This window comes from Agrobacterium sp. 22094, from assembly GCF_052046015.1.
Lineage (GTDB): Bacteria > Pseudomonadota > Alphaproteobacteria > Rhizobiales > Rhizobiaceae > Agrobacterium > Agrobacterium cavarae.
In genome coordinates this window covers 56,051-68,693 of the sequence record NZ_JBQEPX010000001.1, presented here as the reverse complement: position 1 = coordinate 68,693, position 12,643 = coordinate 56,051, and the positions used below count along the sequence as shown (strand labels likewise).

Sequence of the window (12,643 nt, the reverse complement as noted above, 5' to 3'; positions counted from 1 at the left end):
CGGGAAGATCCGGGAAAACGCCATCCGCCCCAACGGGTGGCGTCTCGCGCAGATCACATTGCTTTGGATCAGTAAAAACCCTGAGACGGGTTTAGATCACATAGGCCTTCAAAGGCTCGAAGCCGTTGAAAGCGACCGCCGAATAGGTGGTCGTGTAGGCGCCCGTTCCTTCGATCAGAACTTCGTCGCCGATGGTCAGCGAGACCGGCAGCGGGTACATGTTCTTCTCGTAGAGCACATCGGCGCTATCGCAGGTCGGACCGGCCAGAACGCAAGGCTCCATCGTGTCCTCATCGCGCGTGGTGCGGATGGGGTAACGAATGGCTTCGTCCATGGTTTCGGCCAGACCGCCGAACTTGCCGATGTCGAGGAACACCCAGCGATGGTTGTCATTGTCGGACTTGCGAGAGACGAGAACGACTTCCGCCTTGATCACGCCCGCATTGCCAACCATGCCGCGGCCCGGCTCGATGATGGTCTTCGGGATCTGGTTGCCGAAGTGCTTGCGCAGCGCCGTGTCGATCGCCTGGCCGTATTCTTCAGCGGCGGGAACGTCGCGAAGATACTTGGTCGGGAAACCGCCGCCCATATTGACCATCTGCAGGTGGATTCCCTGCTTGGCAAGAGAGGCGAAAACGCGCTTGGCATCGCCAACGGCTGCATCCCATGCGTCGAGGTTCATCATCTGCGAACCGACATGGAAGGACACGCCGTAGGATTCGAGACCCAGCTGGTGTGCATAGACCAGAACGTCGACAGCCATCTGCGGCACGCAGCCGAACTTGCGAGACAGCGGCCATTCGGCACCTTCGCCATCGGTCAAAACGCGGCAGAATACGCGGGCACCTGGGGCTGCGCGGGCAACCTTCTCGACTTCCTCATGGCTGTCCACGGCGAAGAGATCGATGCCGAGCGCGTGAGCGCGTGCAACATCGCGTTCCTTCTTGATGGTGTTGCCGAAGGAGATGCGGTCGGAGGTCGCACCGGCATCGAGCGCCATCTGGATTTCAGCCACGGAGGCGCAATCGAAGTTGGAGCCCATGGAAGCGAGCAGCTTCAGAATTTCTGGAGCCGGGTTGGCCTTAACGGCGTAATAGATCGCGCTGTTCGGCAGGGCGTGACGGAACGCGTGGAAATTATCGCGCACGACGTCGAGATCGACCACAAGGCAGGGACCTTCGGGACGGCGGGTATTGATGAAGTCGAGGATGCGAGCAGTCGTCATCGTTGTGTTCCCTAACTTGATCCGGCTCCGGAAAATTCCGGAGGACAAAGAACGCTCGAGATATGCAAGACGAATCAGCCGGTGGAGGCGCAGATTCATTCGCATACGCTCAAGGCGCAAATGTGAACAACGCCCTGCCAGGAGCATTATTCGGCTTTGTCTGCCATGGGATTGGAGGGAATCATACCCAACCGCACTTACGGCAATGATGGTGTGCCTCTTCAGTACCCCGGCTGATGGAAAGCCGGCAGAGAACCAGAAAGGCCCGCACCGTCGTTGCTTCGTATGTCCTCGCATATCCGGTTGGCCGGAACAGCGACTGGAGGGGTTAATTCCAGGTACCTTACCGAACTCCTCACCACATCGAGGGTCGGCGGACACACATGGGCACGTGCGACTTTGGGCAGACAGGGAGATAAGAATATTCGCCGTCATAATCAAGAGGATTTTTTCAGCATGTCGCGAATTTTTTCGGCAGTGCTTTTCCTGTTGGACAGTGGATTCCAATCGTTCAATTATATGGAACGAACAGGAGTTTTTGGATGGACACGCTGACGCGCATTCGCGCCTTTATCGACGTCGTCGAAGCGGAGGGTTTTTCTGCCGCCGCGCGCAAGACCGGACGCTCCAAGGCGCTGCTGTCCAAATATGTCCGCGAACTGGAAGACGATCTCGGCGCGCTGCTCCTCAACCGCACCACAAGGCAGTTTTCGCTGACGGAAGCCGGCCATACCTATTACCGCACCGCCTCCGATATTCTGAAAGAGATCGACAATCTCGCCGATCTGGTGCGGGAGAAGAATTCCGATCTGAAGGGCAAGCTGAGACTTTCGGTACCGCGCACCTTCATCGATGCCGATGTCGGCCAGAGCCTCATCGATTTCGCCCGCGAAAACCCCGAGCTTTCGATGGAGATCGTCGCCGACGACCGCTTCGTCGATCTGATCGAGGAAGGATTCGACCTCGCCATCCGCATCACCAAGCTGGAGGATTCCGGTCTTATTGCCCGCAAGCTGTCGGATTTTCGCGTCCACGCGGTGGCGACACCGGATTTCGTCGCCCGCCATGGGCCGCTGGAAAACCCGCAGGATCTCGGAAAAGTCCCCTGCATTATCGATACCAATTCCCGCTTCCAGAATCACATCCGCTATTTCGAACCGGGCGGCGGCACCAATTCGGTGGCAACCCGCGGGCCGATCGAAGTCAACAGCCCGCAGGCGACGCTGCGTGCGGCGCGCTCTGGGTTAGGCGTTGCCATCGTGCCGGACTTTATTGCCCGCCCGCATATCCAGTCGGGCGAGCTTGTGACGCTTTTCGATGATTATATTTCCCGCGATCGCGGCATTTACGCCGTCTATCCGCACCGGCGCTATCTGCCGGCCAAGGTGCGCAGCTTCGTCGATTATCTGTCCAACTGGTTCCGAAAGAACGGTTGATCGGCTGGCCGCCGAAATTCAGACCCAATTTGTTATAGAGTAACCGCAGATTCGCCCGAGGATAAACGCGGCCCATGAAAAAACTCCTTCTGCCAACGGCCGCCTGCGCCGCCGCCTGTCTTGCGCCGCTCACCGCCTTCGCCCATCCGCATATCTTTGCCGAAGCGCGCATGGAAATCATCGAAGGCGCGGATGGCAATGTGCAGGAAGTGCGCAACATCTGGCGCTTCGACGAGATGTTCTCCGCAAGCGTCGTGCTGGATTACGACAAGAACAGCGACGCCAAGCTCGACAAGGAAGAGCTGGCCGAAATCGGCAACACGGTGCATGAATCGCTGGCGGAATATTCCTACTACACCTTCATCGCGGTGAACGGAAAGAACATCGACTTCAACAAGCCGGACGTCATCCATGTGGATTACAAGGACGGCCAGATCCTGATGTTCTTCTCGGTCAAGCCGAAGAACCCGCTGCCGGTGAAGGGCAAGCTCTCCTTCGGCGCCTGGGACCCGACGATGTATACGGCCATCGATTTTGCCAAGGACACCGACATCGTGGTGAAGGGTCCGCATCTGGCCGCCTGCAAGCACAAGGTGGTGCGCCCGGACCCGGATGAAATCATCGCCCAGAACCAGAGCAGCCTGACCGACGCCTTCTTCAACGACCCGACCGGCACCGACATGACCAAGCTCTTTGCCACAAGACTGGAACTGCAATGCTAGAGGATGGCGTTTCACCGCAGGGAGCCCGGCAGGCTGAGGGATTGATGATTACCCTGAAACGCTCGCTTTGGGTCATCCTCGGGCTTGACCCGAGGATCCATGTTTTCAACGGCTCATGGATGGTCAGGTCACCCTCGGAAGTGACCTGGGGGCCGACCATGACGCCGGAGAGGTCGTTGGGTCGGCAAGACTCCTCCCGCCGCGCAGACGCGCGACGACTGGATTCCTGTCACAAGGACAGGAATGAGGGAAGCAAGCTTCTCCTCGCGCTGACCACCCTCACCTTGCTCTTCGCCTCGCTCAGCGTCGCCCACGCCCAATCGCCGCTCGGCATCGGCTCGGCCGAACCCTCCATTTCCGTCGGCGGGCCGCTGGCACCCTTCTTCCAGTGGATCAACGTCCACCAGCAGAGCTTCTACCGCGCACTGACCGGCGCGCTGAAAGCCATGCGCGAAGACCCATGGGCGCTGACTTCGCTGATCGGCCTCTCCTTTGCCTATGGTGTCTTCCACGCGGCCGGCCCCGGCCATGGCAAGGCCGTCATCTCCTCCTACATGATCGCCAACGAGACGCAGCTGAAGCGCGGCATCCTGATTTCCTTCGTCTCGGCGCTGATCCAGGGCGTCGTCGCCATCGGCCTCGTCGTCGCCGCCTATTTCGTGCTGCGCGGCACCTCCATCACCATGACCAAGGCGACGCAGGCGATGGAAATTGCCAGCTTCGCCATGGTCGCGCTCTTCGGCGCCTGGCTCTTGGCGCGCAAGATCTGGAGCATGCTGCATCGGCGCTCTGATCATCACGCGCTCGCATCCCCGCAGACGCCCGCACCGGCGCTTGCCGCATCCTCATCGGCCTCGCCTGTCGCAAGCGCCAGCCTGTCCGCCAGCCCCGCGCTCTCGTTCAAGGCAGCCGAAAACGGAACGACCGGCTTCGGAGAGCCCGCAAGCTCGGCGCCCCGCCGCACCGGCATGGGCAGCGGCCTGCGCTTCCAGGGCCAACCGGTCTTTGCCGATCACGCCCAAAGCGGCAGCGGCGATCTCTGCGATGCCTGCGGCAAGGCTCATGCGCCGGACCCCTTGCTCTTCCAGTCTCGCACTTTCAGCCTCACCGAAGCCTGGTCGGCCATTGTGGCGGTGGGCTTACGCCCCTGCTCCGGCGCCATCATCGTCATGAGCTTTTCCATGCTGAACGGCCTGCTGCTCGGCGGCATGCTCTCGGTGCTCGCCATGTCCATCGGCACCGCCATCACCGTCTCGCTCCTCGCCATCCTCGCCGTCACCGCCAAGGACGCCGCCATCCGCTACGCCGGAACCGGCAGCCGCCGCGCTTCAAGGATCGCCAATGGTATTGAGATTGCCGGGGCGCTTGTGGTGCTGTTGATGGGGCTGGCATTGTTGGGAGCGTCGTTGCAGGCGTGAGGATCTAGTTAACGATTAAGTCGGGGTTTGGACTGCGTAAGGATTGCCTTCAACGTCACGGAGTTGGCAGCTTATTCAAGCTGCGCGACTAGGAGACGTCTACGCGCTATTTCGGCCTGGATTGATTCCACCGATTTTCGGTGACGCTCTGGATCAAAGAAACAATTGAACGGTATGTAGGCGTTTGCTTCGGCAAGTAAGCTAGAATTGTCTGAGTCCCACAGCTGGCAGACTCCATTCATAAACATTTCAGCCCAAAATTCGTTGAGGTCGGCTGCAATTTCTGCCGCTCGAACAGTACCGTCGTCAAAACTATGTCGCTGTAGCATCGGGTCGAAAACCAGTCGACCGGTGTTGAAATCAATCGCGGCTTCCAAATGTAAAAGCATGTCCTCGGATGACAACCTTAAAGTCGCGATGCCGTCCTTTACTTGTTGCACCCTCATTTGGAGGTGCGTGAGTGCTTCCTTTCTCGGCTTTCCCTCGATCAATAAATCCACACTTTTTGGTAGCCGAAGAGAACGTCGGCCGACATAGCCCGAAGAGAGAACTTTTTGATAGGTCGTGTTGCCGATCCACCAGATCACCCCGGATATGTAGTGCGTTTTCGACTTCCAGTTATCGCTCCGAGACGGAACACCAAACTCGCGCCTGATTACTAGACTTGCAAGTTCCTCGATGATTGGCTCATCTTTGATTAGTCGACTAATGTCCTCAGGACTATCTGGGTCGAAGATGTATCCCTTATCAAGATTGGCATGCGCAACCGCATGTCGGCATGCATTCAGGATATAGTCTGGGCGAGCCATACCGTCTGGGTTCGCTCCAAGCTCATCAAGCCGCTTCACAGCCCTAGGTTCAGATATTTCCCTCAAGTACTTTTCTATAACCTTACGCTGACCGTTATGTCCTTTCTCAAGGAGGTTGATAATTTTGAGATAACTTAGCAGGCTGTATGGAATATGGCCCAGGCTTTTGGCTTCGCGAAATAGTGCAATGGCGATCTCTGCTTCGCGAGAGAGATTTTTTGGCCAAAAGGAAAACTTCAAAGGAAAATTTGAGACTAAATTTATATTTTGTCCTTGTACACGGAAAGGACGCGAACCTGCCGTCCAACTCTCAACTTTTATCCCATACCCTTCAATCCAACTCCAAATACTCAAAAACCTGAGAATCGTTGACCGAGCAAGGCCGTCCGTCCCAGTTGAATCCCTAACGAAAATTGCCGGCAGGAGTGATTTGTCAGACGGCAAGAGAAATAACTGGAAGCCTCGAAATTCTACAAGATGTGGTTTTGTCGGCCATGGTACCGAAGCGAGCACATGCGCGCCGGTCCAACCAATTTGCTTTAGTCTTTCGTCATTTGCGTCGATAGTTTCAATGGAAATTCGAGTATCGGGAAACTCGCCCGCACATTGGTCGGCAGGCAGAAGCTCATACCGTGACTTCTGATACAAAATTGTATTCTCGAATTTTGCATCTTTCATTATCGAAAGTAAATTTCTCAAAGTTGCTTTAGCGCGCGAGTTTTCGACATCGATTCTTAGCACGTCGCTGAGGAAAATACACTGCAGCCCATCTACCACGATACATTTCAAGCTGACACATTATGGCTGAGGAGCGATGAAGACTTAAAGGTTTAGGACGATCAAATCAGGCTGACAAAAGCGCGCCCTTGATGTCTTCTGCTGGGCGGCGGATGGGCTCGCCGATGGGTGCACGCGCGTCGTCTCCGACTGCAGCTGGCGTCCACATGCCTTCTGAAAGCAGGCAACCGCAATATTAGCAGACACGCAACAACCCTGCCAAACTGACCTTGACAGTCAAGCTGACGCATCTAGACGTCCCGCTAGCATTTCTTTGGAGGGACAGATCATGAAGGCACTGGCGCAGATATCGTCGTTCGTTGGCAAGACATTCGCGGCCTGGGTGGTGCTGTTTGCGGTCCTCGGCTTCTTCTTTCCCGATACGTTCAAGCAGATCGGCCCATGGATCGTGACGTTGCTGTCCATCATCATGTTCGGCATGGGTCTTACCCTTTCGCTTGATGACTTCCGCGAGGTCGTGAAGCGGCCCTTCGATGTGACGATCGGCGTTCTTGGCCAATTCCTCATCATGCCGCTTCTGGCGGTTCTCTTGACCAAGTTCATTCCAATGCCGCCGGAAGTAGCGGCCGGCGTGATCCTGGTGGGCTGCTGCCCCGGTGGCACATCCTCCAACGTCATGACCTATCTGTCCAAGGGAGACGTGGCGCTCTCGGTTGCCTGCACGTCGGTCACCACGCTTGTGGCTCCCATCGTCACGCCCTTCCTCGTCTGGCTGTTTGCCAGCCAGTACCTGCCCGTCGATGGTTGGGCGATGTTCATGAGCATCATCAAGGTGGTGCTGGTGCCGCTGGCGCTCGGCGCAATCCTGCAGAAGCTTCTGCCCGCTTTCGTCAAGGCCGCCGTCCCTGCTCTGCCGCTCGTCAGCGTCATCGGCATCGTGCTCATCGTCTCGGCGGTTGTCGGCGCGTCCAAAGCGTCCATCGTCCAATCCGGCCTGATGATCTTTGCCGTCGTTATCCTTCACAACGGCCTCGGCTACCTGCTGGGCTTCTTTGCGGCGAAGGCCTTCGGCCTGACGCTTGCCAAGCGCAAAGCCATCGCCATTGAGGTCGGCATGCAGAATTCCGGCCTCGGTGCCGCACTTGCAACGGCCTATTTCTCGCCACTTGCCGCCGTGCCCAGCGCCATCTTCAGCGTGTGGCACAACATATCCGGCGCACTTCTCGCCAACTGGTTTGCCGGACGGGTGGAGGATGAACAAGCGCGGCGCTGAAACGTCGACTTGGCCGGCGAAAAAGCCTTAAACCGGACGCGCACGATGCCGGTTTTGGTAGAAAAACGCACCAAACTGCGCTATGATTGAACCTGACAGCGCGTGCTGCGTGCGCTGCGGGTTCCCCCGAAATCGACGGAGACTAAGATCAACTTCCAACTAAGGGAGGGTGAGCCTGTGTCTTCGACATCAAATCCAGGTCGCATCAATTCCACACTTCGCAAGTTTCTCGACAACGGGGCCTCGGGTGGCCTCGTGCTCATGGCAGTTGCACTTCTTGCCATCATCACGGCCAACTCGCCTCTGGCTGAAGACTATTTCCATATCCTCCACGTCTATATCGGACCGCTGAGCATCCAGCACTGGATCAACGACGCCCTGATGGCGGTGTTCTTCCTGATGGTGGGTTTGGAAATCAAACGCGAAATGCTTGACGGTCAACTCTCCAGCTGGAGCCGCAGGGTTCTGCCGGGTGCTGCCGCAGCGGGCGGCATGGTGTTTCCGGCACTCTTCTACGTCCTGCTGAACCGCGACAATCCAGCCGCCTTGCAGGGATGGGCCATACCGACCGCGACGGACATCGCTTTTGCCCTTGGGGTGCTCTCACTGTTCGGATCGCGCGTCCCGACCTCGCTGAAGATCTTTCTTGCAGCCCTCGCCATCATCGATGATCTCGGTGCGGTCATCGTCATCGCTCTGTTCTACACGGCAGACCTGAACCTGGTTGCGCTTGTCGGCGCCGCTCTCGTTTGGGGCAACCTCTTCATCTTCAACAGGATGAAGGTAAAGGTGCTGTGGCCCTATCTCGTCCTTGGCGCTGTGCTTTGGGTGCTCGTCTTTGCGTCCGGCGTTCACGCAACGCTGGCTGGCGTGATGCTGGCGCTGACGATCCCGCTCAAGTTGACGCCCGGCACACCGGAAGCGACGCCGGAGGAGTCGCCGCTTCATCGTCTCGAGCACGCGCTGCACAAGCCTGTTGCCTTCATCATCGTGCCAATCTTCGGCTTCGCCAATGCAGGCGTTTCCCTTTCGGGTCTGAGCCTGTCGGTGTTTACCGAGCCACTGACAATGGGTGTTGCTGGTGGCCTTTTCTTCGGCAAGCTCATCGGCGTGTTTGGCATCGTCGCCGTGCTCGTGAAGCTCGGTCTCGCACAACTTCCCGCGCAGGCAAGCTGGGGACAGGTGGCAGGAACGGCACTTCTCTGTGGCATCGGGTTTACAATGTCGCTGTTCATCGGCTTGCTGGCGTTCAACGATCCGGCGGTGCAGGATCACGTCAAGATCGGGATTTTGATGGGATCGCTCGTGTCCGGTTTGAGCGGAGCCCTGATCCTGACACTGACCAGCCGGCGGCAGACGACACCGCAGCGTCCAGTCCACACCACAGCCTGACGGCTCCACGTCGCCAACCATCGTGAGCCGCAGGCTCGGGATGGTGATCGTGGCTGCCCGACCCCTTCGCGGTCGGGCAGCATCTTCCATCCGCGCTTAAGCCTGCCGCAACCCGCCATCGACGCAGAGCTCGGCGCCGGCGATATAGCTCGCCTCATCGCTCAGCAGAAACAGCGTCGCCGCGGCCACTTCCGCGGGCCGTCCCATGCGGCCCATGGGGATCGGCGCGACGATGGCCGCGCGCACGTCGTCTGCGACTGAGGCCATCATGTCCGTATCCGTCGGTCCGGGTGCGACGACGTTGACGCGGATGCCTTTGGGGGCGAGCTCCGCCGTCCAGGTTCGTGCATAGGAGCGGACGGCCGCTTTGGTGGCGCAATAGGTTCCGTAACCTGCATAGCCCGCGCTACCGGCAATCGACCCGATAAGGACAGCTGAGCCTCCTTCTCTCATTGCAGGCAGAGCGGCCTGAAAGCCGAAGACCATCCCTCTCACGTTGACGTCGAAGTGGCGGTCGAAATGCTCCGGCGTGATCTCGGCAATCTGTGCATACTCGGAAAGACCGGCATTCAAGACCAGCGCATCGATATGGCCATGGGCTTGGCGGACGGTTTCGACAGCCGCGAGCATGTCTTCGGGAGAGCTTGCATCGGCGGCAATGCCGACCGCGCCATTGCCGATGCCGTGCGCTGCCTTTTCGGCCTCCTCCCGCTTGCGGCTGGTGAGAAAGACCTTTGCGCCTTCGGCAGAAAGCCGCTCTGCTATGGCTAGGCCGATGCCCTTCGCGCCGCCTACGACCAGAGCCACCTTATTGTTCATGCGAGCCATCGTAATTCCTTTCAATCAATGGTTCCGCCATGATATACGGTGGATATCTGATATCAATTACGCACCTTGGATAGCCTAGATATGGACGAGTATACCGACCTGGAAACCCTCTCTCAGCAGGCGCTCTGCGATATGCCAAAAGTCCGCCCGGTGCTGGACAAGATCGCCGACAAATGGACGATCCTGATCCTGACGGTGATCTGCCCCAAACCATCGCGCTTCAACGAAATCAAGCGGCGTCTGGATGGCATCACGCACAAGGCGCTGGCCGATGCGCTGAAGAGGCTGGAGCGCAACGGGCTGGTCACGCGCACGGTTCTGCCGACGCAGCCGATCGGCGTGGAATATGCCATCACGCCGCTCGGCCACTCCCTGCGGCAGCCATTCGAAGCCCTGTGCGCATGGGCAGCTGAAAATGGCGACAGGATCGACGCGGCAGCAAAAACCTATGACGATGCGAAAGATGGTCGTTAAGGGCGTGGCTTCGTCCGGCCGCTGCGCTCACTCGTCAAGATCACGCCTATCGGCGGGCAGGCTTTCGCCACAAAACCATTGAAGCTTGTGGCCTGACGCCATAAAGCCAGCTCGCAAAAGATCTCATGCTGGCGATCGCCGACCCCTCATCGGGAAGCGTGGGGCAGCAAGCATGGCAGCGAACAAAGGAACGCAGATGTCGATCACGGTACAGAAGACAATCCCCGCGCAGCGCATGCGCCAGTTCGATGAGATGGTCGATCGCTGGCTGGCCGAAGGCCCGATCAAGCTGGCGACGAATGCGACGATCACCGCCATGGACAATGCCGATATCCCGAAGGAAGAACAGGCCGCGATCATCGAGGACCGCGATATCATCATGCGCTACAATATGCGCCTTGGTGTGATCAGCGAACTCTTCGCTCCCGCCATCGAGAAGGCGGTCGGGTCATCGCGATCGGGAAGCGAAGCGCAGGACGAGATCGCCCGGCTGATCGTGACGGCCATCGGCATTCGCCAGAGTGACGACAGCGAACTGGTGACATTCACTTTCGCGACCCAGGAAGAGGCGGATATCTTCGACCTATCCGTCTGAGGCAAGGATAGTCATAAGACAAGCCTCCTTTGTGCGTCCAATAGGACGCACGCCGCTTTAAAGCGTGTCGCGATCTTTCAGATTCGCTCCCTACGCTTCAAGTCCTTGTTTTGTCGCATGTCGTTATCGCAAAACCGCTGCCCACTTTTGCGTGGACCTTGCTTTAAGACTAGCGCCCTCGCCCGAAGGACTGCCGTGATCCCTTGGCGGAATCCGCAAAGCCCGGAGGCTTGTTTTTGATCCAGGCGACGAATGTCTGCACCGCAGGCTCCTCCAGAATGGCCTCGATCGTGGAGAACTTCTTGGCGAGTTGGGCGTCGGTGAAGATCGAATGGATCTGGTCGTGGCAAATCCGGTGCAGGCTCACGGTTTGCTTTCCGCCCTTGCTCTTGGGAACGAGATGATGCTGGTCCATCTGATCGTCGGGTATGACGCGCTCGCACAGCGCACAGATCACCGGCTCCGGCTTCGGCTCGTCCCACGACGCCTGCTCATCCCTGTTCTTTCGGGCCATGGGGTAATCTCTCCTGGTATGGACTGGGATGCTTCTTGCTCGGCACATCCGGGTATGACGACCCGGATATTGTTAGCACGAAACGGTCAAAACCCACATGGCGTGTTTCGTCCTGCGCCTGGTCGGGTCAATTAACCGAAGTTTCAGATTACTCGCGAAGCGTATCCGCAACCAGCGCATTCGCATGACCATGGCCCAAGCCATACTCCTGCTTCAGCCAGGAAACCAGCTCCATGTGCTTCTTGCCGCTTTGACTTTTGATGAGGTCTTTCCAGTCCGCTATGGGGCGGCCGTACTTGGCTTCAATGGACGGAAAATAGGAAGCAGGACCTTTCACAGGCTCTTTCGTCATGGCATCTCCGAACTTTCGATTGGCTCTCTTGTAAGAGTATCACGGCCCCTTCCGTCAGCAATTGGTAGTCACCTTATTTTAGCAAAAGAGAACACACAAATGTGATCGAATTTGTACCGTCAACATCCGGCAGACTGCCTGCGCAACCCATTGGCGAAGACCATCTCATCGTCTTTAATAAGGACAAGGGAATGTGGAGTCACCATGGAAACGATGCAGAGACGTTTGATCAAAGGCCTGTTGGAAGGTGCGGGATTCTATTCCTGGTCATTGGCAACGAACCTGCTGACAGCTGACGTGGCTTTCGCGCGAATATACGAGATTGATCAAGACAAGCTCGCGGAGGGTATTCCCGTTGAGTCCATACTCGAAAAAATCGTCGAGGAAGATCGTCCGCGCCTTGCCGCCCGTATCCATGATGTCATCCTGGGTGGCACGCCGTTCGTGTCGCCCTATCGGATTCACTGTGCCAATGGAAAGGTGAAGTCTCTCCTGAGCATGGGATCATGCGCCAAGGACTTCGATGGCGTGCCTTCGGTCTATTCGGGTGTGGTGCTTGTCGAACAGGAGAGCGACGCAAGTTCCGGGGCTGAAGGATTGGAACTGCATATTGGCGCTGCGATCGATCTGGCAAAGGCGAGAAAATTCGAACTGACGGAACGCTATCTGTCCTCGGCGCTCAGATCGCTCTCTGCTGGTGGCGCATGACAAGCGGCGCCTTGCAAAACTGACATCCTGAACGAGATCGTTCAATAGGACGTACGCGCCTCTCGTGTCGATGCAAGCCACTCGCTGCGAAATGTCGCCCACCAGAAAATGGTCTAGGATTCTCATGTTTATGCCACTAAATGAGGCAGCGTTAATACA

General features: G+C 57.7%; 13 protein-coding genes. 8 read left to right on the top strand and 5 right to left on the bottom strand.

The genetic code is table 11. From position 1 onward, the window contains the following. Positions 1–91: 91 nt before the first annotated feature. The gene (odc2, locus tag ACTJK5_RS00325; RefSeq protein ID WP_113180914.1) at positions 92–1,225 is read right to left on the bottom strand and encodes an ornithine/lysine decarboxylase; all 1,134 of its coding nucleotides are present in this window, start codon (positions 1,223–1,225) and stop codon (positions 92–94) included. Positions 1,226–1,767: 542 nt separating this feature from the next. Here odc2 and ACTJK5_RS00320 point away from each other — a divergent pair. The 3 genes from ACTJK5_RS00320 to ACTJK5_RS00310 all read left to right on the top strand — a co-directional run bounded on the left by ACTJK5_RS00320 (position 1,768) and on the right by ACTJK5_RS00310 (position 4,801). Further along, positions 1,768–2,661: a LysR family transcriptional regulator gene (locus ACTJK5_RS00320; protein WP_062427799.1), complete on the top strand. Its 894-nt coding sequence runs from the start codon at positions 1,768–1,770 to the stop codon at positions 2,659–2,661. 74 nt (positions 2,662–2,735) lie between these two features. After that, positions 2,736–3,383 (top strand): DUF1007 family protein, encoded by a 648-nt coding sequence (locus tag ACTJK5_RS00315; protein WP_113226468.1) that lies wholly within the window; start codon positions 2,736–2,738, stop codon positions 3,381–3,383. 269 nt (positions 3,384–3,652) lie between these two features. Further along, positions 3,653–4,801 (top strand): nickel/cobalt transporter, encoded by a 1,149-nt coding sequence (locus ACTJK5_RS00310; RefSeq protein ID WP_440612547.1) that lies wholly within the window; start codon positions 3,653–3,655, stop codon positions 4,799–4,801. Between the two features lie 71 nt (positions 4,802–4,872). On the opposite strand, the gene mauJ is transcribed toward ACTJK5_RS00310, so the two are convergent. Then, on the bottom strand, positions 4,873–6,387 hold the full coding sequence (gene mauJ, locus ACTJK5_RS00305; protein WP_440611593.1) for a methylamine utilization protein MauJ: 1,515 nt from the start codon (positions 6,385–6,387) through the stop codon (positions 4,873–4,875). 289 nt (positions 6,388–6,676) lie between these two features. On the opposite strand from mauJ, the gene ACTJK5_RS00300 reads away from it, so the two are divergent. Both ACTJK5_RS00300 and nhaA read left to right on the top strand, forming a co-directional pair. Continuing rightward, entirely contained in the window at positions 6,677–7,621 is a 945-nt protein-coding gene (locus ACTJK5_RS00300) for a bile acid:sodium symporter family protein (RefSeq protein ID WP_440611592.1), read from the top strand. 177 nt (positions 7,622–7,798) lie between these two features. Next, positions 7,799–9,013, top strand: coding sequence for a Na+/H+ antiporter NhaA (gene nhaA / locus ACTJK5_RS00295; RefSeq protein ID WP_440611591.1), 1,215 nt, complete (start codon positions 7,799–7,801; stop codon positions 9,011–9,013). 96 nt (positions 9,014–9,109) lie between these two features. Here nhaA and ACTJK5_RS00290 read toward each other — a convergent pair whose 3' ends face one another. After that, complete coding sequence (locus ACTJK5_RS00290; RefSeq protein ID WP_113271749.1) at positions 9,110–9,841, bottom strand: SDR family oxidoreductase; 732 nt, start codon at positions 9,839–9,841, stop codon at positions 9,110–9,112. An 81-nt stretch (positions 9,842–9,922) separates the two neighbouring features. Here ACTJK5_RS00290 and ACTJK5_RS00285 point away from each other — a divergent pair, with 81 nt between their 5' ends. Together ACTJK5_RS00285 and ACTJK5_RS00280 are read left to right on the top strand one after the other, a co-directional pair. After that, positions 9,923–10,315 carry a winged helix-turn-helix transcriptional regulator gene (locus tag ACTJK5_RS00285; protein WP_062427792.1) on the top strand — a complete coding sequence of 131 codons (393 nt, stop codon included), beginning with the start codon at positions 9,923–9,925 and terminating at the stop codon, positions 10,313–10,315. A gap of 172 nt (positions 10,316–10,487) precedes the next feature. Then, on the top strand, positions 10,488–10,910 hold the full coding sequence (locus tag ACTJK5_RS00280; RefSeq protein WP_112956484.1) for a hypothetical protein: 423 nt from the start codon (positions 10,488–10,490) through the stop codon (positions 10,908–10,910). A 169-nt stretch (positions 10,911–11,079) separates the two neighbouring features. Here the strand turns inward: ACTJK5_RS00280 and ACTJK5_RS00275 are convergent, their stop codons facing one another. Further along, positions 11,080–11,424: an HNH endonuclease gene (locus ACTJK5_RS00275; RefSeq protein WP_343107679.1), complete on the bottom strand. Its 345-nt coding sequence runs from the start codon at positions 11,422–11,424 to the stop codon at positions 11,080–11,082. Positions 11,425–11,572: 148 nt separating this feature from the next. Beyond that, the gene (locus tag ACTJK5_RS00270; RefSeq protein ID WP_112956486.1) at positions 11,573–11,776 is read right to left on the bottom strand and encodes a DUF4287 domain-containing protein; all 204 of its coding nucleotides are present in this window, start codon (positions 11,774–11,776) and stop codon (positions 11,573–11,575) included. A gap of 204 nt (positions 11,777–11,980) precedes the next feature. Here ACTJK5_RS00270 and ACTJK5_RS00265 point away from each other — a divergent pair, with 204 nt between their 5' ends. Next, positions 11,981–12,484: a PAS domain-containing protein gene (locus tag ACTJK5_RS00265; RefSeq protein ID WP_112956487.1), complete on the top strand. Its 504-nt coding sequence runs from the start codon at positions 11,981–11,983 to the stop codon at positions 12,482–12,484. Positions 12,485–12,643 lie beyond the last annotated feature (159 nt).

What these genes read in the sequence shown, in the direction of transcription:
- ACTJK5_RS00265 (WP_112956487.1), top strand. Translation starts at nt 11,981, where the DNA reads ATGGAAACGATGCAGAGACGTTTGATCAAAGGCCTGTTGGAAGGTGCG.
- ACTJK5_RS00290 (WP_113271749.1), bottom strand. Translation starts at nt 9,841, where the DNA reads ATGGCTCGCATGAACAATAAGGTGGCTCTGGTCGTAGGCGGCGCGAAG.
- ACTJK5_RS00315 (WP_113226468.1), top strand. Translation starts at nt 2,736, where the DNA reads ATGAAAAAACTCCTTCTGCCAACGGCCGCCTGCGCCGCCGCCTGTCTT.
- ACTJK5_RS00285 (WP_062427792.1), top strand. Translation starts at nt 9,923, where the DNA reads ATGGACGAGTATACCGACCTGGAAACCCTCTCTCAGCAGGCGCTCTGC.
- ACTJK5_RS00280 (WP_112956484.1), top strand. Translation starts at nt 10,488, where the DNA reads ATGGCAGCGAACAAAGGAACGCAGATGTCGATCACGGTACAGAAGACA.
- ACTJK5_RS00300 (WP_440611592.1), top strand. Translation starts at nt 6,677, where the DNA reads ATGAAGGCACTGGCGCAGATATCGTCGTTCGTTGGCAAGACATTCGCG.
- ACTJK5_RS00275 (WP_343107679.1), bottom strand. Translation starts at nt 11,424, where the DNA reads ATGGCCCGAAAGAACAGGGATGAGCAGGCGTCGTGGGACGAGCCGAAG.
- ACTJK5_RS00270 (WP_112956486.1), bottom strand. Translation starts at nt 11,776, where the DNA reads ATGACGAAAGAGCCTGTGAAAGGTCCTGCTTCCTATTTTCCGTCCATT.
- odc2 (WP_113180914.1), bottom strand. Translation starts at nt 1,225, where the DNA reads ATGACGACTGCTCGCATCCTCGACTTCATCAATACCCGCCGTCCCGAA.
- ACTJK5_RS00320 (WP_062427799.1), top strand. Translation starts at nt 1,768, where the DNA reads ATGGACACGCTGACGCGCATTCGCGCCTTTATCGACGTCGTCGAAGCG.